The 22,367-nt window shown below is 56.5% G+C and carries 27 protein-coding genes and 1 pseudogene; 10 read left to right on the top strand and 18 right to left on the bottom strand.

Going from position 1 to position 22,367, the window contains the following annotated elements; genetic code table 11:
* Nucleotides 1-148 precede the first annotated feature (148 nt).
* From mltC to mutY, 3 genes are read right to left on the bottom strand one after another with little or no spacing between them, the layout of a single operon-like run.
* A complete protein-coding gene (mltC, locus tag HBA26_RS12510; protein ID WP_045260773.1) occupies nucleotides 149-1,225 on the bottom strand; it encodes a membrane-bound lytic murein transglycosylase MltC in 1,077 nt (358 codons plus the stop codon).
* Nucleotides 1,226-1,281: 56 nt separating this feature from the next.
* Nucleotides 1,282-1,554: an oxidative damage protection protein gene (locus HBA26_RS12515; RefSeq protein WP_023309138.1), complete on the bottom strand. Its 273-nt coding sequence runs from the start codon at nucleotides 1,552-1,554 to the stop codon at nucleotides 1,282-1,284.
* 26 nt (nucleotides 1,555-1,580) lie between these two features.
* Complete coding sequence (gene mutY / locus HBA26_RS12520) at nucleotides 1,581-2,633, bottom strand: A/G-specific adenine glycosylase (protein WP_169804859.1); 1,053 nt, start codon at nucleotides 2,631-2,633, stop codon at nucleotides 1,581-1,583.
* Between the two features lie 144 nt (nucleotides 2,634-2,777).
* Between mutY and trmB the strand changes: the two genes are divergently transcribed.
* Genes trmB through HBA26_RS12535 form a run of 3 tightly spaced genes read left to right on the top strand, consistent with a single transcriptional unit; the run spans nucleotide 2,778 to nucleotide 4,597 of the window.
* A complete protein-coding gene (gene trmB, locus HBA26_RS12525) occupies nucleotides 2,778-3,497 on the top strand; it encodes a tRNA (guanosine(46)-N7)-methyltransferase TrmB (protein WP_028014376.1) in 720 nt (239 codons plus the stop codon).
* On the top strand, nucleotides 3,497-3,823 hold the full coding sequence (locus tag HBA26_RS12530; RefSeq protein ID WP_028014375.1) for a YggL family protein: 327 nt from the start codon (nucleotides 3,497-3,499) through the stop codon (nucleotides 3,821-3,823). Before trmB ends, HBA26_RS12530 begins: the two co-directional genes overlap by 1 nt.
* A gap of 57 nt (nucleotides 3,824-3,880) precedes the next feature.
* A complete protein-coding gene (locus HBA26_RS12535; RefSeq protein ID WP_041908321.1) occupies nucleotides 3,881-4,597 on the top strand; it encodes a DUF2884 domain-containing protein in 717 nt (238 codons plus the stop codon).
* A 204-nt stretch (nucleotides 4,598-4,801) separates the two neighbouring features.
* On the opposite strand, the gene hemW is transcribed toward HBA26_RS12535, so the two are convergent.
* From hemW to HBA26_RS12560, 5 genes are read right to left on the bottom strand one after another with little or no spacing between them, the layout of a single operon-like run.
* Nucleotides 4,802-5,944: a radical SAM family heme chaperone HemW gene (gene hemW, locus HBA26_RS12540; protein ID WP_126344917.1), complete on the bottom strand. Its 1,143-nt coding sequence runs from the start codon at nucleotides 5,942-5,944 to the stop codon at nucleotides 4,802-4,804.
* Nucleotides 5,937-6,530 (bottom strand): XTP/dITP diphosphatase, encoded by a 594-nt coding sequence (locus tag HBA26_RS12545; protein WP_010435473.1) that lies wholly within the window; start codon nucleotides 6,528-6,530, stop codon nucleotides 5,937-5,939. The genes hemW and HBA26_RS12545 overlap by 8 nt, the downstream gene beginning before the upstream one ends.
* A gap of 3 nt (nucleotides 6,531-6,533) precedes the next feature.
* Nucleotides 6,534-6,830, bottom strand: a complete 297-nt coding sequence (gene yggU / locus HBA26_RS12550) for a DUF167 family protein YggU (RefSeq protein ID WP_047364545.1) — start codon at nucleotides 6,828-6,830, stop codon at nucleotides 6,534-6,536.
* Nucleotides 6,827-7,393: a YggT family protein gene (locus HBA26_RS12555; protein WP_045260768.1), complete on the bottom strand. Its 567-nt coding sequence runs from the start codon at nucleotides 7,391-7,393 to the stop codon at nucleotides 6,827-6,829. The genes yggU and HBA26_RS12555 overlap by 4 nt, the downstream gene beginning before the upstream one ends.
* A 21-nt stretch (nucleotides 7,394-7,414) precedes the next feature.
* Entirely contained in the window at nucleotides 7,415-8,116 is a 702-nt protein-coding gene (locus HBA26_RS12560; protein ID WP_166720913.1) for a YggS family pyridoxal phosphate-dependent enzyme, read from the bottom strand.
* Nucleotides 8,117-8,133: 17 nt separating this feature from the next.
* Here HBA26_RS12560 and HBA26_RS12565 point away from each other — a divergent pair, with 17 nt between their 5' ends.
* Nucleotides 8,134-9,114 carry a type IV pilus twitching motility protein PilT gene (locus HBA26_RS12565; RefSeq protein WP_166720914.1) on the top strand — a complete coding sequence of 327 codons (981 nt, stop codon included), beginning with the start codon at nucleotides 8,134-8,136 and terminating at the stop codon, nucleotides 9,112-9,114.
* A 9-nt stretch (nucleotides 9,115-9,123) separates the two neighbouring features.
* On the opposite strand, the gene ruvX is transcribed toward HBA26_RS12565, so the two are convergent.
* The 9 genes from ruvX to HBA26_RS22925 all read right to left on the bottom strand — a co-directional run bounded on the left by ruvX (nucleotide 9,124) and on the right by HBA26_RS22925 (nucleotide 16,668).
* Nucleotides 9,124-9,540, bottom strand: coding sequence for a Holliday junction resolvase RuvX (gene ruvX, locus HBA26_RS12570; RefSeq protein ID WP_021242076.1), 417 nt, complete (start codon nucleotides 9,538-9,540; stop codon nucleotides 9,124-9,126).
* Nucleotides 9,540-10,100 (bottom strand): YqgE/AlgH family protein, encoded by a 561-nt coding sequence (locus tag HBA26_RS12575; RefSeq protein ID WP_028014368.1) that lies wholly within the window; start codon nucleotides 10,098-10,100, stop codon nucleotides 9,540-9,542. The genes ruvX and HBA26_RS12575 overlap by 1 nt, the downstream gene beginning before the upstream one ends.
* Before the next feature lie 74 nt (nucleotides 10,101-10,174).
* Nucleotides 10,175-11,122 (bottom strand): glutathione synthase, encoded by a 948-nt coding sequence (gene gshB, locus HBA26_RS12580; RefSeq protein ID WP_041908326.1) that lies wholly within the window; start codon nucleotides 11,120-11,122, stop codon nucleotides 10,175-10,177.
* Between the two features lie 19 nt (nucleotides 11,123-11,141).
* Nucleotides 11,142-11,873, bottom strand: coding sequence for a 16S rRNA (uracil(1498)-N(3))-methyltransferase (gene rsmE, locus HBA26_RS12585; protein WP_126344920.1), 732 nt, complete (start codon nucleotides 11,871-11,873; stop codon nucleotides 11,142-11,144).
* 51 nt (nucleotides 11,874-11,924) lie between these two features.
* Nucleotides 11,925-12,632 (bottom strand): deoxyribonuclease I, encoded by a 708-nt coding sequence (endA, locus tag HBA26_RS12590; protein ID WP_126344921.1) that lies wholly within the window; start codon nucleotides 12,630-12,632, stop codon nucleotides 11,925-11,927.
* Between the two features lie 94 nt (nucleotides 12,633-12,726).
* Nucleotides 12,727-13,224, bottom strand: coding sequence for a SprT family zinc-dependent metalloprotease (locus HBA26_RS12595; RefSeq protein WP_028014364.1), 498 nt, complete (start codon nucleotides 13,222-13,224; stop codon nucleotides 12,727-12,729).
* A gap of 58 nt (nucleotides 13,225-13,282) precedes the next feature.
* Nucleotides 13,283-14,680 (bottom strand): galactose/proton symporter, encoded by a 1,398-nt coding sequence (gene galP, locus HBA26_RS12600; RefSeq protein WP_041908328.1) that lies wholly within the window; start codon nucleotides 14,678-14,680, stop codon nucleotides 13,283-13,285.
* A gap of 359 nt (nucleotides 14,681-15,039) precedes the next feature.
* Complete coding sequence (metK, locus tag HBA26_RS12605; protein ID WP_041908329.1) at nucleotides 15,040-16,194, bottom strand: methionine adenosyltransferase; 1,155 nt, start codon at nucleotides 16,192-16,194, stop codon at nucleotides 15,040-15,042.
* A 186-nt stretch (nucleotides 16,195-16,380) separates the two neighbouring features.
* Nucleotides 16,381-16,668, bottom strand: a complete 288-nt coding sequence (locus HBA26_RS22925) for a hypothetical protein (protein ID WP_041908330.1) — start codon at nucleotides 16,666-16,668, stop codon at nucleotides 16,381-16,383.
* A 5-nt stretch (nucleotides 16,669-16,673) separates the two neighbouring features.
* Here HBA26_RS22925 and HBA26_RS23060 point away from each other — a divergent pair.
* The 4 genes and pseudogenes from HBA26_RS23060 to speB form a co-directional block, all read left to right on the top strand.
* Nucleotides 16,674-16,763: pseudogene (locus HBA26_RS23060) on the top strand (hypothetical protein); the annotation flags it as partial.
* 94 nt (nucleotides 16,764-16,857) lie between these two features.
* Nucleotides 16,858-16,989, top strand: coding sequence for an acid stress response protein YqgB (yqgB, locus tag HBA26_RS12620; protein WP_127312443.1), 132 nt, complete (start codon nucleotides 16,858-16,860; stop codon nucleotides 16,987-16,989).
* Nucleotides 16,990-16,997: 8 nt separating this feature from the next.
* Entirely contained in the window at nucleotides 16,998-18,974 is a 1,977-nt protein-coding gene (speA, locus tag HBA26_RS12625; RefSeq protein ID WP_045629995.1) for a biosynthetic arginine decarboxylase, read from the top strand.
* 210 nt (nucleotides 18,975-19,184) lie between these two features.
* Nucleotides 19,185-20,105: an agmatinase gene (gene speB / locus HBA26_RS12630; RefSeq protein WP_017382921.1), complete on the top strand. Its 921-nt coding sequence runs from the start codon at nucleotides 19,185-19,187 to the stop codon at nucleotides 20,103-20,105.
* Between the two features lie 3 nt (nucleotides 20,106-20,108).
* Here speB and HBA26_RS12635 read toward each other — a convergent pair whose 3' ends face one another.
* Nucleotides 20,109-21,320 carry an MFS transporter gene (locus HBA26_RS12635; protein WP_126344922.1) on the bottom strand — a complete coding sequence of 404 codons (1,212 nt, stop codon included), beginning with the start codon at nucleotides 21,318-21,320 and terminating at the stop codon, nucleotides 20,109-20,111.
* A gap of 414 nt (nucleotides 21,321-21,734) precedes the next feature.
* On the opposite strand from HBA26_RS12635, the gene HBA26_RS12640 reads away from it, so the two are divergent.
* The gene (locus HBA26_RS12640) at nucleotides 21,735-22,058 is read left to right on the top strand and encodes a non-heme iron oxygenase ferredoxin subunit (RefSeq protein ID WP_003860044.1); all 324 of its coding nucleotides are present in this window, start codon (nucleotides 21,735-21,737) and stop codon (nucleotides 22,056-22,058) included.
* The gene (locus HBA26_RS12645) at nucleotides 22,055-22,363 is read left to right on the top strand and encodes a recombinase-like helix-turn-helix domain-containing protein (RefSeq protein WP_166720915.1); all 309 of its coding nucleotides are present in this window, start codon (nucleotides 22,055-22,057) and stop codon (nucleotides 22,361-22,363) included. The genes HBA26_RS12640 and HBA26_RS12645 overlap by 4 nt, the downstream gene beginning before the upstream one ends.
* Nucleotides 22,364-22,367: the final 4 nt, after the last annotated feature.

A 22,367-nucleotide genomic window follows, 5' to 3' on the forward strand; every position in this document is an offset into this window, starting at 1 on the left:
TCCACATTAATTTGCAGTTTGGATTGTGATGCAAATAACATTTTCGTATGGGTGGAGGATAGGTGCGGCCTGATGCCCTCACCCTGACCCTCTCCCACAGGGAGAGGGGAAGCAGAACACCTTCTCCTTGCTGGAGAAGGTGTGTTGATTATCGACGACGATAGTTTTTCTGCGCCGTATTCACCTTATACAGGTACCGGCGGGATTCCGCAGACGGGTGGCGGGTGGTGAGGGTGGAGTAAACATCCCCCGGCGCCATGCTGTTGATGATGTTCGCAGCCTGCACTTTGTCATTCGAGAAGACGCGCAGCACGCTGCCCGCGCCGCCGTTATAGGCGGTGATTACCGCGTAGCGACGCGACGTCGGGTTATCAATTCCGCCGAGATAGACATTGTTCAGCATCGCCAGATAGGCCGTGCCGGTATCAATGTTGCTTTGCGGATCGAACAGATAGCTGCGGCTCGGCGTGCCGGATTTCCCCTGCGAGCGGAAGACGTCTTTACCGGCGCTGTGCTGGACAACCTGCATCAGCCCCAGCGCGTCGGAACGGCTCACCGCGTACGGGTTGAACGAGGATTCGGTCTGCATAATCGCCAGGATCAGCGACTCGTCCACGCCATACTTACGCGATGCCTGACGCACCATGCCCAGATACTTATGCGCACGCTTGTCGAGGTGATTCGGGACAAGGTTAATGGTAACGCTGTAGATAATCTTCAGGCCGTTAGAGCGGCTCTTCAGGCGCGTCTGCAGCAGGTAGTCGGCAAATTTCGTGGCGCGACCTTCCCAGCGGATCGGCTGTCCGGTCTGGTCGACAACCTGACCGTACAGGAACGGCTCTTTCGAAATGGTGATGTCGTCCGCATCGGAGTAGAGATCGATAGATCCCGGATCGTCACCCATCAACAGGGTTTTGACGATCGCCTGACGCAGCCGTGCCGCAGGGTCGGTGCCTGCGATGGTCTCAATGGTGATCGTACCCTCATCAAAGTTGATGTGGCTACGGGTCAGATAGGCGTCGGTGTACTTAACGTAGTCCTTCGGTCCGGCAATAAGAACTTCGTTAAATCCCCATATGTTCTCGATGTTATGGGCAAACTGCCCCATCAAAATGTCAAAACCGTTGGTGTCCTTGACCCAGGCTTCGTTGTAATCATCGCCTTTTTTGGACGAGCACGAGACCAGCAACGGCGCAACAAGGGCTAGCGCTAAAAGTTTTTTCATCATTCCGGGAGTGCGTGTTGTGTTTGCTTTTACGGCGGGGTTTCACCCGCACGCTGTTATTTTTCCGGCGGCGTATAGCCTTCGATGTGGACGTCTTTGCCCTCGAACAGGAAGCTCACCATCTCCTGCTCCAGCAGCTTGCGGTGCTCCGGGTTCATCATGCTGAGCTTCTTCTCGTTGATCAGCATGGTCTGTTTTTTCTGCCACTGTCCCCAGGCTTCTTTGGAGATCTCGTTATAGATGCGCTTGCCCAGGTCGCCCGGGTAGAGCTGGAAATCCTGGCCTTCAGCGTCGCGCTGCAGGAAAGTACAAAAAATGGTTCTGGCCATACGTATTCCTCTTTGTGTTGCCGATGCTAAACCATTGCACCGGCACGTAATTGCTGTAACAGGCGCTCCACGGGAGCCGCCAGCCCGACTGATGGCGGTTGCGCTAAGTTATACCAGAGAGCGGTGCCTTCATCCATGCAGGAGGTGAATGAGGACACGGGAAGCCACATCGGTACTATATCCAGATGGAAATGGCTGAAGGTGTGGCGAAACGCGGTCAGCTGCGTCAGGGTATCTGCCGCAATGCCGCGCTGTTTAAGCCATTCACGCAGCAAGTCTTCATCTTCAAACTGTGGGAAGCAGTATAGACCACCCCACAGACCGCTCGGCGGACGCTGGGCGAGGAAGACCTCGTCACCGTGCTGCATCAGCAGCATATAGCCGGTGCGCTCCGGCAGCGTCTGTTTAGGTTTCTTACCCGGATACTGCGCCCATGACTGGTTGGCATACGCCACGCAGAGGTTGTTCACCGGGCAGAGTTCGCACTTTGGTTTTGAGCGCGTGCAGACCATCGCGCCAAGATCCATCATCGCCTGGTTAAAACGTTCTACGCCCTTCGCCGGGGTGACCGCTTCAGCGATCTCCCACAGGCGTTTTTCAACGTCTTTCTTACCCGGCCAGCCGTCAACGGCGTAGCAGCGTGCGAGCACGCGCTTCACGTTGCCGTCGAGGATCGGGAAATGCTTGCCTAATGAAAGGGAGAGGATCGCGCCTGCGGTTGAACGTCCGACGCCGGGTAAATCGGCCACCTCGTCGAAGGTTTCCGGGAATTTACCGTTGTGGCGGGTGGCGACCTGCTGCGCGGCCTTGTGCAGGTTGCGCGCGCGGGCGTAATAGCCCAGCCCGGTCCACAGGTGCAGCACTTCGTCCAGCGGCGCGTTTGCCAGGTCGGTGACCGTCGGGAAGCGTGCCATAAAACGCTCGAAGTAAGGGATCACGGTGGCGACCTGCGTTTGTTGCAACATCACCTCGGAGAGCCATACTTTGTAGGGCGTTTTTTCAATTTGCCAGGGCAGGGTTTTACGCCCGTATTTGTCGTACCAGTCCAGCACCTGGGCTGAAAATTGAGAGGCTTGCATGGTCATCGATTCGCATAATCAGGGACGCAGATTGCAGCACAGCGTCAATCTGCTGTAAACCGGATCTTTCCCATGCTTGCATAGAAGCCTTAACTTTGGATAATGCCCGTTTCCCGAACATTCTCACAAGCAGACAACTCTTTTATGAAAAACGACGTCATTTCACCGGAATTTGATGAAAACGGTCGCCCGCTGCGCCGTATTCGCAGCTTTGTCCGCCGTCAGGGCCGCCTGACCAAAGGGCAGCAACACGCGCTGGACAACTACTGGCCGGTGATGGGCGTTGAGTTCAGCGAGCAGCCGCTCGACTTTACCGAGCTGTTTGGCCGCGACGCGCCCGTCACGCTGGAGATCGGGTTTGGTATGGGCACCTCGCTGGTCACTATGGCGAAAGCGCGCCCGGAGCAGAACTTCCTCGGCATTGAAGTACACTCGCCGGGCGTCGGCGCGTGCCTGGCAACGGCCCACGAAGAGGGCGTTGAGAACCTGCGCGTGATGTGTCACGACGCGGTGGAAGTGCTGCACAAAATGATTCCTGACAATTCTTTGAACATGGTTCAGCTCTTTTTCCCTGACCCATGGCACAAAGCGCGTCATAATAAACGCCGTATCGTTCAGGCACCGTTTGCCGAGCTGGTGAAAAGCAAGCTCAAGCTGGGCGGCGTTTTCCACATGGCGACCGACTGGGAACCTTATGCGGAACACATGCTGGAAGTGATGTCGTCGCTGGACGGGTACAAAAATCAGTCCGAGAGCAACGACTACGTACCGCGTCCGGAATCGCGTCCGGTGACAAAATTTGAACAGCGTGGCCATCGTCTTGGTCACGGCGTATGGGACTTAATGTTCGAGAGGGTGAAATAATGGCAAAGAATCGTAGCCGTCGTCTGCGTAAAAAGATGCACATCGAAGAATTCCAGGAAGTGGGCTTCTCCGTTGCCTGGCGTTTCCCGGAAGGCACCAGCGTTGAGCAGATCGACCAGGACGTTGATGCGTTCATCAACGAGGTGATCGAGCCTAACAAGCTGGCCTTCGACGGTAGCGGCTACCTGGCATGGGAAGGTCTGATCTGCACCCAGGAAGTGGGCAAATGCACCGAAGAACATCAGGCCCTGGTTCGCAAATGGCTTGAAGAGCACAAGCTGGAAGATGTCCGCGTGAGCGAACTTTTCGACGTTTGGTGGGACTAATAAAGCAGTAAGCGGGCCAGCATTAGCTGGCCCATTTTGTCTGAGGGAGTGTTTAAGATGCGCAAAACGTTGCTGGCTGTTGCTTTGATGGCAACCGGATTCACCGCCCATGCGGATTATCAATGTAGCGTCACCCCGCGTGATGACGTGGTGTTAAGCCCGCAAACCGTGCAGGTCAAAGGCGAGAACGGCAATCTGGTGATTACGCCGGAAGGGAACGTCACCTTTAACGGCAAACAGTACAACCTGACTGCCGCACAGCGTGAGCAGGCGAAAGATTATCAGGCCGATTTGCGTACCGCGCTGCCATGGATTAATGAAGGCGCCCTGACGCGCGTCGAAAAGAGCCGCGTCGCGCTGGACAAAATCATCACTAAAGAGGTGGGGGAGAGCAGTAATATGCGCTCCCGCCTTACGAAGCTCGACAAGCAGCTCAAAGAGCAGATGAACCGCATTATCGAGACGCGCTCTGATGGCCTGACGTTCCACTATAAGGCGATCGATCAGGTCCGCGCTGACGGCCAGCAGCTGGTGAACCAGGCGATGGGCGGCATCCTGCAGGACAGCATCAACGAGATGGGCGCCAAAGCCGTGCTGAAAGGCGGCGGTAACCCGCTGCAGGGTGTGCTGGGCAGCCTTGGCGGCTTGCAGACTTCCATTCAGAACGAGTGGAAGAACCAGGAAGATGATTTCCAGCAGTTCGGCAAAGACGTGTGTAAACGCGTGGTGTCGCTGGAAGATAGCCGGAAGGCGCTGGTGGGGACGCTGAAGTAAGTTACCCTCATCCTGGCCCTCTCCCTTTCAGGGAGAGGGCAGGAGTGAGAGTTGCAGCATTTGCAGCGTCTCAAAGATCCTCTCTAACACCACCTCTTCGAATCCCAGAGTTCGTTGTTCCAGAAAACGAATAATTTCCATCCCCATACTCTGCCAGCCTTTCCCTTAGCCGGCAGAACGGGATGCGAAATCCTGAATCAGCCTTCAGGAATCTTCGGCGAGGAACAGCTCAAGAAGGGAGTTTAAGAACAGCTTGCCGTTCTCGGTGATCTGCCAGCATTCCTCACTCTCGGTGAGATACCCCTTTGCCAGCGCTTCGTCAATCTGCGGACGAATCACCGATTCCGCCAGGCCGGTGTACAGCGAAAACTCCGCGCGCGGCGCGGCTTCCAGCAGGCGGAAACGGTTCATAAAGAACTCAAACGGCTTATCCGCCGCCTCAACGTCGTGCTGACGCTCAAGGTAGCGTCCTTCCATAAATCCGCGCGGGTGGCGGGTTTTGGCGGTGCGCAGGATGCGACCATCCGGGAAGGTCACCTTGCCGTGGGCACCGCAGCCAATCCCCAGATAATCACCAAAACGCCAGTAGTTCAGGTTGTGCTGACACTGGAAGCCCGGCTTCGCGTAGGCGGACGTTTCATACTGCTGATACCCGGCAGCGGTCAAAAGCGTGTGGCCCTGCTCGAAGATATCCCACAGCGCGTCGTCATCCGGCAGCACCGGCGGGCGGGAGCCGAACAGCGTGTTTGGCTCGATGGTGAGCTGATACCACGACAAATGCGGCGGGTTCAGTTCAATTGCCTGGCGCAGATCGTCCAGCGCCTCTTCCAGCGACTGATCCGGCAGGCCATGCATCAAATCGAGGTTAAAGCTGCGCAGCCCAAGCCCCGTTGCCAGGTTCGCCGCGCGCTTCGCCTCTTCCGGGCCGTGAATGCGACCCAGACGCTTCAGCTTCGGCTCGCTAAAGCTCTGCACGCCGATGGAGATGCGGTTCACGCCCGCGCGCTGATACTCGACAAAACGGTCGGCCTCAACGGTGCCAGGGTTGGCTTCCATCGTAATTTCCGCATCCGCCGCCAGGTTCAGGCGCGCACGCACGCCGTCCAGCAGCGTCTGCATTGCCGGGCCTGACAGCAGGCTCGGCGTACCGCCACCAATGAAAATGGTCTTAACTTCACGTCCCTGTGCGTACGGCACATCGGCGTCCAGGTCGGCCAGCAGATGCGCGACGTAGTCATCGTGCGGCACTTCGCCCTTCAGCGCGTGCGAATTGAAATCGCAGTACGGGCATTTCTGCACGCACCACGGGATATGAATATAAAGACTCAGAGGCGGCAAATTAGCCATTACGTAGTGCTTCCAGTAACAGTTTCAGCGCGCGTCCACGGTGGGAAATCGCGCTTTTCTCTTCGCGGGTCAGTTCCGCAGCGGTTTTGCCCTCGGTCGGGACAAAGAAAATCGGGTCGTAGCCAAAGCCGCCGTTGCCCGCCGCTTCACGGGTAATCACGCCCGGCCAGCTGCCGTGACAGACAATCGGCGTCGGGTCTTCCGCATGACGCATGTAGACCAGCACGCAGTGGAACTGCGCGGTACGCTGTTCGTCGGGAACGTCCTTCAGGGCCACGAGCAGCTTTTCCAGATTCTGCTGGTCGGTGGCGTCCACCCCGGAATAGCGGGCGGAGTAAATCCCCGGCGCACCGCCGAGAAAATCCACGGCCAGACCGGAGTCGTCGGCAATCGCGGGCAGGCCGGTTACCTGCGCCGCATGGCGCGCTTTCAGAATGGCGTTTTCGATAAACGTCAGGCCCGTCTCTTCGGCGGACTCCACGCCCAGCTCGGTCTGAGCCACCACGTCCAGCCCAAAATCATTTAATAGCGAGGCCAGCTCGCGCACTTTACCGGCGTTACCGGTCGCGAGAACAACTTTCTGCATGGTTTAGTCCTGTTCTGTCAGAGCCGCGACTTCCGTCGGGATAGATTGCGGATTAAGGATTTTTACCTGTTTATGCCGCCCAAGTTCACCTTTTTCAATGATGACCTGGCTTTTGGCGACGCGAAACTGTTTTGCCAGATATTTGGTCAGATGCGCGTTCGCCTGGCCATCGACCGGTGGGGCGGTGATGGCGACCTTTAGCTCGTCGCCATGCAGCCCAACAATACTGTCACGGCTGGCTTTCGGCTGAATATACAGCCGTAAAACCAGCCCGTCGGTGCAGGTGCTTACTGCACTCATAGCGCCATCCACAGCCCCGGCAGCAGCATATCGCCCGTAGACTGGAGCAGTTCGGCGATCCCCATGTTGATCACATAGAGCAGCAGCACCAGGATCATCGGGGAGAAGTCGATGCCGCCCATGGACGGAAGCAGGTTACGGATCGGACGCAGCAGCGGCTCGGCCAGCTGAATCAAGGCGTACTCTACCGGGCTACGCCCCTGGCTTACCCAGCTCATGATCGCCATCACCAGCAGTACCCAGAAGATCAGCAAACCGACGGTTTTGATCAGAATCAGGACGGCGGCAATCCAGATAATCGGCTGGAAGGTGATGACCATAAACAGCACGATGGCTTTGAGCACGCTCAGAATAAACGCCACCAGCAGCGAAGCGCTGTCGATGGGGCCCATGGCCGGGATAATACGGCGCAGCGGTCCGACAACAGGTTGCGTGATTTTCACGACAAACTGGGAGAACGGATTGTAAAAGTCACAGCGGGCCCACTGCATCCAGACGCGCAGCAAAAGCGCCATCGTGTACAGCTCAATGACCGTTGAGAGCAGGAAAGTCAACGTCTTCATGGCGTTCCTCAGGTTTCCTTATTATTTGGTGTAGTCGCGCGCACCGAAAATGGCTGTGCCGATGCGCACCATAGTGCTGCCTGCCGCGATGGCGGCTTCCATATCATCCGACATGCCCAGTGAAAGCGTGTCTATCGTTTCATAGCGCGCTTTAAGCGCCTCAAATGCTACAGCCATTTGCTGTGCCACGGCAAACTGCCTTTCATAACTTGACTCAGGTGCCGGAATGGCCATCAGCCCGCGCAGGGTTAAGCGCGGCAGGGCGGCCACCTCTGCGGCCAGCGCATCCAGCTCGCTCAGCGCAATGCCGGACTTGCTGTTTTCATCACTGATGTTGATTTGAATCAGCACGTTAAGCGCAGGCATCTCCGCCGGGCGCTGGTCATTCAGACGGGAAGCAATACGCAGACGGTCGATGGTATGGCACCAGTCAAAGTGCTCTGCCACCAGACGGCTTTTGTTCGACTGCAGGGGACCAATAAAGTGCCATTGCAGATCGGACGTCTCCTGCTCCTGGAAGCAGCGAATTTTATCCACACCTTCCTGCACGTAGTTTTCGCCAAACGCCCGGTGACCTGCAGCAATCGCTTCTGCGATAGCGCTCGCAGGCTTGGTTTTGCTGACTGCAAGCAACGTAATTTCTTCTGAAGCACGGCCGCAACGCGTTGCAGCGGCTGAGATTTTGTCCCGGACCTGTGCCAGGTTATGCGCAATGTCGTTCATTTTCCGAGGAGTAGTCTATGGATGTGGAAGAAATTGTGGCCCTTAGTGTAAAGCATAACGTCTCCGATCTACACCTGTGCAGTGATTCACCACCGCGCTGCCGCAGATTGGGCCGCCTTGAGCCGGCCCCGTTTCCGCCGCCGGATGTCGGGGCGTTGCTAAAGGCGTGGCTCAACGACGAACAGCAGGGCGCATGGTGGGCAAACGGGCAGGTCGATTTTGCCGTGACGGTCGCAGGAGACCAGCGTCTGCGCGGCAGTGCGTTTAAGCAGATGAAGGGCATCTCCGTTACCCTGCGGCTGTTGCCGCGTTCCTGTCCGCAGCTCCCTTCGCTTGGGGTGCCGCGCGCTATTCCCGAACTGTTGTCCAGCGACAACGGGTTGATTCTGGTAACGGGAGCGACCGGCAGCGGTAAATCCACCACGCTGGCCGCAATGGTCGACTTCCTCAACCGCCATACTGACGGCCATATCCTCACGCTTGAAGATCCGGTGGAGTTTATGTACCAGAGTGAACGTTGCCTGATTCAGCAGCGGGAGATAGGCCAGCACAGCCCGTCATTTGCAGAGGCGCTGCGCAGTGCGTTACGCGAGGACCCGGACGTTATTTTGCTGGGGGAGCTACGCGACAGCGAAACGATCCGCCTGGCGCTGACGGCGGCGGAGACCGGGCATCTGGTGCTGGCGACGCTGCACACGCGCGGGGCAGCACAGGCGATTGAACGGCTGGTCGATACGTTCCCGGCGCAGGAGAAAGATCCGGTGCGTAACCAGCTGGCCGGCAGCCTGCGGGCAGTGCTGGCGCAAAAGCTGCTTCACGATCTTCAGGGCGGGCGCGTCGCGCTGTACGAGCTGCTGGTAAACACCGCGGCGGCGGCGAATCTGATTCGTGAGGGGAAGACGTGGCAGCTGCCCGGCATCATTCAAACCGGCCAGCAGGCGGGAATGCAGAACTTTGACCAGAGCCTGGCGGAGAGACGGGCACAGGGGCGGCTTTAGGCCCCTGCGTTAAAAGCCCTGTTCGAAGTAGCTTTCGAGGATGATAACGGCTGAAGCGGAGTCTACGCTGCCTTTGTTGAGCGCCCGGAAGCCACCGTGTTCAAACAGGCCTGCACGCGCTTCGACGGTGCTGAGACGCTCGTCGTGAAGCTTCACGGAGACGCCAAAGCGGCCATGGATTTTATTGGCGAATTTACGCGCGCGGGCGGTAAGCGGTTGCTCGGTGCCGTCCATGTTCAGCGGCAGGCCGACAATCACGTCGTCCGGCTGCCACTCTTTGAGCAGGCGCTCAATCAGGTTCCAGTCCGGCGTGCCGTCGTTAGCTTTCAGCGCCGTGAGCGGGCGGGCGGTGCCGGTGATCCGTTGACCCACGGCGACGCCGATGCTTTTGGTGCCGAAGTCGAAGGCGAGAAGGGTGCCGCTCATTACGCGTGCCCCGCTACGCCAGGCATGGTCAGAATATCAATGCCAATCAGCTTTGCCGCGTCACGCCAGCGATCGGCAATCGGGGTTTTAAACAGAATATTCATGTCCGCAGGTGCGGTAAGCCAGGCGTTATCGAGGATCTCTTGCTCAAGCTGGCCTTTCTCCCACGACGAATAGCCCAGCGCCACCAGCACTTCGGAAGGCTGCTCAGCGGTGCCCAGCGTTTCAAGCACGTCGCGCGAGGTGGTGATCACGGTGTTATCGGAGATGCGAATGCTGGAAGAGAATACCGGCGGGGTATGCAGGATAAAGCCGCGATCTTCGGCAAGAGGTCCACCCAGCATCACCGGTTTATCAAGCCGGATTTCCGGCAGGCGCGCTTCAGCCGAGATTTTCAGCTTGTCCAGAATCCCTTCAACCTGCAGGTTTTCCAGCGGTTTGTTGATGATAATACCCATCGCGCCGTCTTCATTGTATTCACAAATATAAACCACGGCGCGGCGAAAAATCGGATCCTGGAGAGCAGGCATGGCAATAAGAAAGTGATGCTGTAAATTCATTGTCAGAGGTACTGTTTCCTGGTTTAAAAAGCGACAGCGCCCAGTATGGGGATAAACCCAGGCGCTGTCACAGTTTATTTCTGTAAACGTTTTTCGATAGCGTCCATCAGCATTCCGGTGATCGAGATCGGGAACTCCGCTTCGATTTCGCGAATGCAGGTTGGGCTGGTGACGTTAACTTCAGTCAGGCGATCGCCGATGATATCCAGGCCAACGAAGATCAGGCCTTTGGCTTTCAGCGTTGGGCCAACGCGGCGGGCAATTTCCCAGTCGCTTTCGGTTAGCGGGCGCGGCTCGCCGCGGCCACCTGCCGCCAGGTTACCGCGGGTTTCGCCACCCTGTGGGATACGCGCCAGGCAGTAAGGCACCGGCTCACCGTCCACGACCAGCACGCGCTTATCGCCATCTTTGATCGCTGGAATATAGTTTTGCGCCATGCAGTAACGCGTGCCCAGCTCGGTCAGCGTTTCGGCAATCACGCCAATGTTCGGGTCGCCTTCCTTCACGCGGAAAATAGACGCGCCGCCCATGCCGTCCAGCGGCTTCATGATGATGTCGCCGTGCTTCTGCCAGAATTCTTTCAGCTGCGTTTTGCTGCGGGTGACCAGCGTTTCCGGCGTCAGGTCAGAGAACCAGGCGGTGTAAAGCTTCTCGTTGCAGTCGCGCAGGCTCTGAGGCTTGTTGACGATCAGCGTCCCTTTCTCTTCGGCACGCTCAAGGATGTAGGTGCTATAGATGTATTCGGTGTCAAACGGCGGATCTTTACGCATCAGGATAACGTTGAGGTCGGCCAGGGCAATGTCCTGCTCGGTGCCGAATTCGTACCATTTGTCGTAGTTCTGCTCGACGTTAACGATGCGGGTGCGTGCGCGGGCTTCACCGTTGATCAGATAAAGATCGTTCATCTCCATATAGTGGAGCTCATAGCCACGACGCTGCGCTTCCAGCAGCATGGCGAAGCTGGAATCTTTCTTGATGTTAATGTTTGCGATGGGATCCATCACGATGCCGAGCTTTATCATGTTCTTCTCCGTTAATACTTCAACCCAGATCGCCAAACCGTACCTGTAGCGCGGTTATGGCCGTGAGTGCCGTTGTCTCAGTGCGCAGAACGCGAGGTCCCAACAGAATATCAGTAAACTGGTAGCGCGCCGTCATCGCAATTTCGTCCGCCGACAGGCCGCCTTCCGGGCCAATCAGCAGGCGTACGTGCTCAACGGGCAGCGGCAGCGTATTGATGCTGGCGCTGGCGCGCGGATGAAGATTGAGCTTCAGCCCGCTATCCTCTTCTGCACACCAGTCCTCCAGATCCATCGCCGGGCGGATCTCCGGAATACGGTTGCGACCACTCTGTTCGCAGGCCGCAATGGCGATTTTCTGCCACTGCTGGATCTTTTTGTTCAGACGTTCCGCATCCAGTTTAACGCCACAGCGCTCGGAAAAAAGTGGCGTAATGAGGCTTACACCCAGCTCAATGGATTTTTGAATGGTGAACTCCATCTTTTCTCCGCGCGACATCACCTGCCCAAGGTGGATGTGTAGCGGCGATTCACGGTCATCCACTTCGCCGCGCAAGACATTTACATGCACGCTTTTTTTATCCGCCCGCGTGATTTCCGCGTCGAAAACCTGATTAGAGCCGTCGAACAACTGTATTGCCTGGCCAGCCCCCATGCGCAGCACGCGGCCAACGTGGTTAGCGGCGTCGTCAGACAGGGCGATTTCGCGGCCTGCGGTAATCAGTTCAGGGTGGTAAATGCGGGGAATGCGCATAGTCAAAAATTCCATATGTCATGCGGTATAAGCGAATTGCCGTAGTGTAGGTTAGCTCTTTTGCGCCTGGCAAGCCCGCTGGACGTAAGGGTTATGATTCCCCTGGACTCTGGCGATACGTTCGTCGCGCTGGCATTCCCATTCCGTCACCGGATACTGCTTATCCCAGGCATTGAACAGCTGCGTCTGCCGGCGTGAGAGGTTGAGGTCATAACGGTCACGCATGTAGAAGTAGGTGCGGGCGATGCTGCCGCGCGCGCGGGCAGGGGGCTCGGCGACTTTCTCTTTGAAATCCACCTTCATACCGCACTGGCCGTACTGGCCTTCGCCACCGTTCCACTGGCTGTACATGAAATTGCCGCGGTCGCCGTTCACTTCACCTACCGCAGGCTGCAGGTTATGCATGTCGCTTTCCATCTGGCGATAAACCGGATCTTTGGCGCAGTTTTTACGACCGCCGTCCTGCCAGCACTGGCGCTGGTGACCAAACTGCCAGGCCGGAACGACATGCTCCCACTCGATGCGGCTGGCGCGGTTTTCGTTTTTACGCACCTTATAGCCGCAGGATTCGAGGTCAACGACCCCTTTTTTGCCCTGCCAGTTAATTTTGCAGCCGCAGTAGAAATCGCCCGGCACATCGGCGTTCACCTTCACGCCTGCTGCCTTGGCCTGGGAAAAACTGTTGATACCGTCGGCCAGGGCCTGACCGGAAAGCGCCGTCGCCAGAAAAGCGACCGCGAGAGAAACATTACGGGACATCTTACACTCCGTGTCAAAACGAGCCCGCAACGTAACGAATGTTGTTCCTGTATGCAATCAGTCAGATCAGAAAAGTTCCTGAAAGTTCAGGTGATTACTCTGCAATCAGCGGTTCGCCGCATTTGACGCAGCGGTAGGTCGCCTCGCCGCGCACCACGCGGTTATGGCGGCGGACGGTAAGCTGGTGCTGCTGACACTGGCAGCGATAGGGGAAGGTATTGCGGCGTACCGATTCCAGCTCGAACTGATGGGTACGGCGCGCCGGAACGCCGAGCACCGCTTCCATCATCCACTTCCACTCTTTTCCATGCGGCGCGACGCGGCCAAAATGCTTCCATACCAGAAGGTGCGCCAGCTCGTGCGGCACCACTTCTTCAATAAACGCCTGCTGGTTTTCCATCATCAGCACCGGGTTCAGGCGGATCTCGTACGATTCCAGCCAGGCGGTGCCGGCTGCGGTGCCGCGCTGCTGATAGACCAGCTTCGGTTCAGGGTAATTGCGGCCGAGTTTCAGATTCGCCTGGGCAAGTTTTTCCCGCAGGCTGCGCATAACGGCTTGCTGAATGGCGATGGGGAGACGGGGAGCTTTCATAGGGGCAGAGCATAAAGCGGGAAGCGGGGAGGCGCAAGAGGCGCCTCCCGCAAGAGGATTAGTCGTGGGCGCCGATTTCGCGCAGCGGACGACCTTTCATCAGGTTACGTTCAATATGTTCCAGAGAAACATGTTTGGTTTCTGGAACCAGCCAGACGGTCAGCACAATAAAGAAGATATTCAGACCGGCGTAGACCCAGAAGGTGTTGGCATTGCCCAGGGTGTTGAGCATGGTCAGGAACGTTGCGCCGACGATCATGTTGGCAATCCAGTTGGTTGCGGTAGAGCAGGTGATACCAAAATCACGCCCTTTCAGCGGCTGGATTTCAGAGCACAGTACCCAAATCAGCGGACCGGCGCTCATCGCAAACCCGACGATAAACATCAGCAGCATACCCACCGCGAAGTACTGGGCGGTTGGGGAGTGGATGCCCACATGCATCATCGTACCGAGAACGCCCATACCCGTCGCCATCACCAGGAAGCCGAGGGTCAGGGTTGGCTTACGACCCCAGCGGTCCACCAGGCCGATGGCGATAAAGGTCGCCAGCACGTTGGTCAGGCCCACAATAACGGTGCCCCACATCTGCTCGGTGGTGTTGGTGTAGCCCGCCAGTTCAAAGATTTTTGGCGCGTAGTACATGATGACGTTCATCCCGGTGAACTGCTGCATCACCTGCAGCAGCACGCCGAGGAACACCGCCCGACGGAAGTTGCTGTTCTCTTTAAACAGCGCCCAGCCGGACTGTTTTACCTTCAGGCTTTCGCGGATCTCTTCCAGTTCGTTTTTCGCTTCCGCGCTGGTATCGCGCAGGCGGAGCAGCACGCGTTCGGCATCAACGAAGCGGCGCTTGGCGGCAAACCAGCGCGGGCTGTCCGGCAGGAAGAAGACGCCAATCAGCAGCAGAATGGCCGGGATGATGATCACGCCGAGCATCCAGCGCCATGCGCCGCTGTAGCTGAACGCGGTATCGGACAGGTAAGCGCCGAGAATACCGATGGTGATCATCAGCTGGTACATGGAAATCATACTGCCGCGGATTTTTTCCGGCGCAATTTCGGAGAGGTAGAGCGGGGCGGTGTAAGACGCCACGCCCACCGCAAGGCCCAGCAGCACGCGGGAAAGAATAAGCACTTCAACGTTAGGGGCGGCAGCGGAGAAGAGCGAACCTGCGACGAAGAGGATCGCACCGATCATCAGGCTCTTTTTGCGTCCGAGCTTGAAGGAGAGCCAGCCGCTGCCGACGGCCCCAACGGCCGCACCGAACATCATGGAGCTAACCACCCATTCCTGGGTATGCGCGTTAATCTGGAATTCGTCTGCGATGAAGGGAAGAGCGCCGGCAATGACGCCGATATCCAGGCCAAAGAGTAATCCTGCCAGGGCGGCGAGGAAGCAGACGAAGAAAGTCATCGCCTTGTTGGACGTACGCCCCTGTTTTTTATTGTCAGGCATTATGCCCTCCAGTTGGGTTATCAGTTTTATTGATGATAAGGGTAGGTGAGCGACCCATAAAAATATGTGAGATTAATCACAATGGTGTAATCGGTTACACTAACGTGCAACCGTAAAAATTATTAAAGCTTTGAAAATATAGAGGTAAACGAGGTGATGCGCATCGCGTTTGTTTGAATTTCAGACTTAACTGAAAAGAAATGTAACAGCAGAAGAAAGGCGAACATGCAAAGAGATTATTCTGAAAGCGGAGTGGTGCCGGTGCGGTGTAATCGCTTTCAGTTGTGCGGCTTTAGCCGCCCCCCGACATAAAAAAAGCCAGCACAAAGGCTGGCCTGTTTAATACTCTCGGCTGTCGATTACTTCAGACCGGCAGCTTCACGCAGCAGAGCGGCTTTGTCGGTTTTTTCCCATGGGAAATGTTCACGACCAAAGTGACCGTATGCAGCGGTTTCCTGGTAGATTGGGTGCAGCAGATCCAGCATCTGAATCAGGCCGTATGGACGCAGGTCGAAGAACTCGCGCACCAGCAGGGTCAGCTGTTCTGAAGGCACTTTCTCCGTACCGAAGGTTTCCACCATGATGGAGGTTGGCTCAGCCACGCCGATTGCGTAGGAAACCTGAATCTCACAGCGGTCGGCCAGGCCGGCAGCAACGATGTTTTTCGCCACATAACGTGCAGCGTACGCGGCAGAACGGTCAACTTTAGACGGATCTTTACCGGAGAACGCGCCGCCACCGTGACGCGCCATGCCGCCGTAGGTATCAACGATGATTTTACGACCGGTCAGGCCGCAGTCGCCCATTGGGCCGCCGATAACAAAGCGTCCGGTTGGGTTGATGAAGAATTTGGTTGCTGAGCTCAGCCATTCGGTCGGCAGTACCGGCTTGATGATCTCTTCCATCACTGCTTCCTGCAGGGATTTCTGATCGATCTCTTCGGCATGCTGGGTAGACAGCACCACAGCGTCAATACCAACGATTTTGCCGTCGTCGTACTGGAAGGTGACCTGGCTTTTCGCATCCGGGCGCAGCCACGGCAGGGTGCCGTTTTTACGCACTTCAGCCTGACGCTGCACCAGACGGTGTGCGTAGGTCACAGGTGCTGGCATCAGCACGTCGGTTTCGTTGGTTGCATAACCGAACATCAGGCCCTGGTCGCCCGCGCCCTGTTCCAGCGGATCGGCACGGTCAACGCCCTGGTTGATGTCCGGAGACTGTTTGCCAATCGCGCTCAGCACCGCGCAGGAATTGGCATCAAAGCCCATATCAGAATGTACATAGCCGATCTCACGCACCGTGTTACGGGTGATCTCTTCGATATCAACCCATGCGCTGGTGGTGATCTCACCGCCAACCAGAACCATGCCGGTTTTGACATAGGTTTCACACGCTACGCGCGCTTTAGGATCCTGCGCCAGGATCGCATCCAGCACCGCATCGGAGATTTGGTCAGCAATTTTATCAGGATGTCCTTCTGATACGGACTCGGACGTAAACAGGTGTTTTGCCATGTTTTATTTCACCTAAGAGGAATTTGGTTAGCTCAAGCTGCTGTGTGGAATAGCCAAAGGAGATAATTCTACCAAGGCCTGCAGGTTTTTGACACTGGCAGTATGAGTGTTAATCAGTATAGATGGATTAACATCTGGATGGCTATTTTAGGTCACTTCTTCGCCCGATTTCCAGTTTTTTTTGATTCATCTCTCACTGCGTTGAAATGGTTGCTGGAAATTTTTCCTGACGCTGCTGGCAACACGCGTATTTTTGTTTTGCTTTTTAGCCCCCTTCTCGGTATAAAACGCGGCGCGCGGCTCATATAAAATCAGCGCTCGATGAATACATCGTGTCGCCACTTCCAGCCGGGTTGAGCAGTGAACTTTTAGCTTTGGCTTGGGGTCCGTTTCATCAGAGGCGGCCGTGGAGGTGATACGAGATAATGAACCATCGTTTTCCGCTAATTCAGCGCTGCCGTTCTGGCGCGCCATTGATTCCCGCAACCCGCATTTCTAGTCTGCAAACCTGCCGATGTTATACCCATCTCGGCGCTTCTCAGGATTCAAGGGCCGGTTACGCTCTGTGAAAACTGAACAAGGGCGCTCTTGTTAATACAAGAGTTTTCTCGTGGTTTCGCCGAACCTTGTCATACAGAGTTCGGATACGTGTTTTACAATGATATGAATAAGAAACCGGTCGCACGGTCTGGATTTCAGCATACTCTGCTGGGAAACGGAGCCGTTTATGGGTTGTTATCGCCGTATAACGCTGCGATAGTAGTCAACTGTTTTACACTTAATACAAAGAGTTGAGGTTCGCTATGTCTGACGACATGTCTTCTTTTTCGCCTTCGTCAGCGGGCGAACAGGGTGTACTACGTTCTATGCAGGAGGTTGCGATGAGCTCCCAGGAAGCCAGCAAGATGCTGCGCACTTACAATATTGCCTGGTGGGGCAATAACTACTACGACGTCAACGAGCTGGGCCATATCAGCGTCTGCCCGGACCCGGACGTCCCTGAAGCGCGCGTGGATCTCGCTAAGCTGGTGAAAGCCCGTGAAGCGCAGGGCCAGCGTTTGCCTGCACTGTTCTGCTTCCCGCAGATCCTGCAACATCGCCTGCGTTCCATTAACGCCGCGTTCAAGCGCGCGCGTGAATCCTACGGCTATAACGGCGACTACTTCCTGGTTTATCCGATCAAGGTGAACCAGCACCGCCGCGTAATCGAATCCCTGATCCACTCCGGCGAACCGCTGGGACTGGAAGCAGGCTCCAAAGCGGAGCTGATGGCGGTTCTGGCGCACGCGGGCATGACCCGGTCGGTGATCGTCTGTAACGGCTATAAAGACCGCGAATACATTCGTCTGGCGCTGATTGGCGAGAAGATGGGCCACAAGGTCTATCTGGTTATCGAGAAGATGACCGAAATTGCCATCGTGCTGGAAGAGGCCGAGCGTCTGAACGTGATCCCACGCCTCGGCGTGCGTGCGCGTCTGGCGTCGCAGGGTTCCGGTAAATGGCAGTCCTCCGGCGGTGAAAAATCCAAGTTCGGCCTCGCGGCGAACCAGGTGCTGCAGCTGGTGGAGATCCTGCGCGAGCGCGGTCGTCTGGACAGCATTCAGCTGCTGCACTTCCACCTCGGCTCGCAGATGGCCAATATTCGCGACATCGCCACCGGCGTGCGTGAGTCCGCGCGTTTCTACGTTGAGCTGCACAAGCTTGGCGTGAATATTCAGTGCTTCGACGTGGGCGGTGGCCTGGGCGTGGACTACGAAGGAACCCGCTCGCAGTCCGACTGCTCGGTGAACTACGGCCTGAACGAATACGCCAACAACATCATCTGGGCGATTGGCGATGCCTGTGAAGAGCACGGCCTGCCGCACCCGACGGTGATTACCGAATCTGGCCGCGCGGTTACCGCGCACCATACGGTGCTGGTGTCTAACATCATCGGCGTCGAGCGCAGCGAAATCACCGAAGCGACGCCTCCGGCAGACGATGCCCCGCGTTCTCTGCAAAGCATGTGGGAAACCTGGCAGGAAATGCACGAGCCGGGCACGCGTCGCTCCCTACGCGAATGGCTGCATGACAGCCAGATGGATCTGCACGATATCCACGTCGGCTACTCGTCAGGCACCTTCAGCCTGCAAGAGCGCGCGTGGGCGGAGCAGCTCTATCTGAACATGTGCCATGAAGTGCAGAAACAGCTCGACCCAAGCAACCGCGCGCATCGTCCGATTATCGACGAGTTGCAGGAGCGTATGGCGGACAAAATGTACGTCAACTTCTCCCTGTTCCAGTCGATGCCGGATGCCTGGGGTATCGACCAGCTGTTCCCGGTTCTGCCGCTGGAAGGGTTGAACCACGCCCCGGAACGTCGCGCGGTGCTGCTGGACATCACCTGTGACTCTGACGGCGCGATTGACCATTACGTTGACGGTGACGGTATCGCAACGACGATGCCAATGCCGGAGTACGATCCGGAGAACCCGCCAATGCTGGGCTTCTTTATGGTGGGTGCGTATCAGGAGATCCTCGGCAACATGCACAACCTGTTCGGCGATACCGAAGCGGTTGACGTGTTTGTCTTCCCTGACGGCAGCGTCGAGGTTGAGCTGTCCGATGAAGGGGACACCGTGGCGGACATGCTGGAATACGTGCAGCTGGATCCGAAAAAACTGCTCACCCAGTTCCGCGACCAGGTGAAAAACACCGGTCTGGACGACGCGCTGCAGCAGCAGTTCCTGGAAGAGTTTGAAGCGGGTCTGTACGGGTACACCTACCTGGAAGACGAGTAGTAAAACCTCCCTCTCCCTGTGGGAGAGGGGTGGGGTGAGGGCATCAGACCTCACAATGCCCTATACTCACTTGAACCCGTATGAATTAACGGCGATAATTCGCCCCAATATGCGATTTACGAATCAATCCCTTCCTCGTCGGGTTTAACGACGCGGAGGGGATTTTTTTTCATCTGTTTTTAATGTATCGACGTTAAAAGAGGTCAGGACATGAGCACTTTAGGTCATCAGTACGATAACTCTCTGGTATCTAACGCGTTTGGTTTTTTACGCCTTCCAATGAACTTCCAGCCGTACGACAGCGACGCGGACTGGGTGATCACCGGCGTGCCGTTCGACATGGCAACCTCCGGTCGCGCGGGTGGACGTCACGGCCCGGCGGCAATCCGTCAGGTTTCCACCAACCTGGCCTGGGAGCACAACCGCTTCCCGTGGAACTTCGACATGCGCGAGCGCCTGAACGTGGTGGACTGCGGTGACCTGGTGTACGCCTTCGGCGACGCGCGTGAGATGAGCGAAAAGCTGCAGGCGCACGCCGAGAAGCTGCTGGCGGCCGGCAAGCGCATGCTCTCCTTCGGCGGTGACCACTTTGTCACTCTGCCGCTGCTGCGCGCTCACGCGAAGCACTTCGGTAAAATGGCGCTGGTGCACTTCGATGCGCATACCGACACCTACGCGAACGGCTGCGAGTTCGACCACGGCACCATGTTCTATACCGCGCCGAAAGAAGGCCTGATCGATCCGAACCACTCCGTGCAGATCGGCATCCGTACCGAGTTCGACAAAGACAACGGTTTCACCGTGCTGGACGCCGGCCAGGTGAACGATCGCGGCGTGGACGATATTCTGGCTCAGGTTAAGCAGATCGTCGGCGATATGCCTGTATACCTGACCTTCGATATCGACTGCCTGGATCCGGCGTTTGCACCGGGTACTGGTACGCCGGTGATTGGCGGCCTGACGTCAGACCGCGCCATCAAGCTGGTACGTGGCCTGAAGGATCTGAACATCGTTGGGATGGACGTGGTAGAAGTGGCGCCAGCCTATGACCAGTCCGAAATCACCGCGCTTGCCGCGGCGACCCTGGCGCTGGAAATGCTCTACATCCAGGCCGCGAAAAAAGGCGAATAAGCCTTACGCGCTGATTGCTGCTGCGCGACGCATGCGCAGCAGCAACATTCCCCCGGCAAGCAGGGTGATTACCTGCGAGACGACCAGCACCGAAAAGCCTGAGCTGACTGACCCTACCGACCTCATCACCATCCCCATCAGCAGCGGAATAAACGCCGCGCAGATATTGCCGATCCCGTTGATAATGCCGTAAGCGCTGCCCACCGCTTCCCGCGCGGCGTGATGCTGGATCACCGCCGGAATAGCCGCCCCCTGTAGCCCCCAGAAGATATTCGCCGAGAGCATAAACAGCGCCAGCCAGGCAGGCTGATGGCTGAGCATCAGCGCGACCACGGACAGCGCCGTCAGCGCGCCGCCCACCACAAACAGCATTGGCGCCTGTTCCGGGCGCATTTTGTCGAGCAGCACCCCGCCGAGGAACTTCGAGCCCAGACTCAGCAGGAAGGGAATGGCCGCAAGCATGCCCGTGGCGTGCAGCGAGAAATGATGCTCGTCGCGCAGCCACGCGGGCAGCCAGGCGCTGCTCCCCCAGAGATAGCTCAGGGTGGCAATCTCCACCAGCAGGATCCACCCGAGCAGCGGCGTTTGCCAGGCCAGCGAAAACGTCTCTGTAAAGTCCGGTTTTTTCATCTTCACCGCACTTCGCGGCGCGGGCAGGAAGCGCCAGACAAGGCCGCCGCCCAGCACCAGATTAAGTGCCGCCAGGGCATAAAACGACCCGGCCCAGCCGAGATGCGCCATCAGCCACGTCACCAGCGGAAAGCCCACGGTCAGCCCGAGCGAGACGCCCAGCGCGGTCACGGCGTTGGGTTTGCCGATCTCCTGCGCGCTAAAGTGATCGCTGATGAAACGCGTTTTCAGCGAAAAGAGCGGCCCCTCAGCGATCCCCAGGATCGTGCGCGCGACGAGCATGCCCATCAGCGATCCGAGCAGCGGGGAAATGGCGCATACCGCTGCCCACATCGCTATGCTGCTCAATAATCCCTGTCGATAATGGAGTTTGCTTTCAATAACTGGAGTTAATAATAAAGCTGAAAATCCATAACCCAGCAGAAAACAGGTCATAAGCATTCCCTGTAACATTCTGTTTTCATTTAGCTGAAAATGCTGAGCAAATTCCGGGTTTAAAATCATTACAGAAATATTCACCCGGTCAACGTAGGAAATAATAATCAGTAATAACAATGCCACTGTGCCCTGCCATCTTGCCGTCATAACGCCTGCCTTATGTTTTCGCTTATTTCTATTTTTATGCGCGTGATTGTCACGTGGGTAAAATGGTTCACCTGTGAAACTCATTGTTTATTAAAGAAAAAATAAAATTAAGTTTCACAGGTGAAACACGATGTTTTTCACTTCTTTTATTTTTAAGGAACAAAGAGAAAAGAAGTCAATCACTGTTTATTAAAATTTAAGGCCATCGATAAATCGTATTCTTTCACACCGAAATAATGAAAATTTCATATCGCTGCATTTTTTCGTGATCCTTTGCACACTTAGTTAATTAATTACCGTTTGATTAACAAATTCGTCACATTGCTGCTTGACGAAACATTCATCGCTTTTATATTGACCGTATTAAATAAGAAACAGAGTTTCATATATGAAACAAAAGCCTGGAGGATCGTGATGAGCTGGATAGGCGTATGTGACGCAGAACAAGTACAGGAAGATTTCCCTTTTAGCGGCAACGTCGACGGTAAAGAGATCGGCGTGTATTTGATTGACGGTGAATATTACGCGCTGGAAGACGTATGCCCCCACGCCTATGCCCTGCTGAGCCAGGGCTTCGTGGAGGACGGCAAGGTGGAATGCCCGCTGCACGAGGCGGTATTCGACGTCAAAACCGGTCAGTGCCTGCACGGCCCCGGCGGGCGCAACCTCAACCGCTACCCGGTTCGGGTTTTTGAAAACCAGATTCAGATTACCTTCGTCGAGGAGACCGTGGCATGAGCGACACCCTGAATTACAACCCGGCGCTGCCGGAAAGCCGTCAGTTTGCCCCACTGGCTGAGGGCGGTAACGGTGCGATCCATAAGCCGGGTGATTACCAGAACCTGATCTGGCAGACCCGCAGCCGCGAGCCGGAAAGCTGGGAAGTGAACCTTATCGCCACGCTGGAAGATCTCTTCGAGCAGGGGGTTGAAACCTTACCGGAGCTGGTGAACGGGCTGAACGCGGTGCGCATGCACGATCAGCAGGGCGAGCCGTGGAGCGAGGCCAGCTTCCAGGCATTCTTACAGGTTAACGGCTACTGAGGGC

The sequence above is a fragment of the Enterobacter sp. 725m/11 genome (assembly GCF_011683705.1).
Classification (GTDB): Bacteria; Pseudomonadota; Gammaproteobacteria; order Enterobacterales; family Enterobacteriaceae; genus Enterobacter; species Enterobacter bugandensis.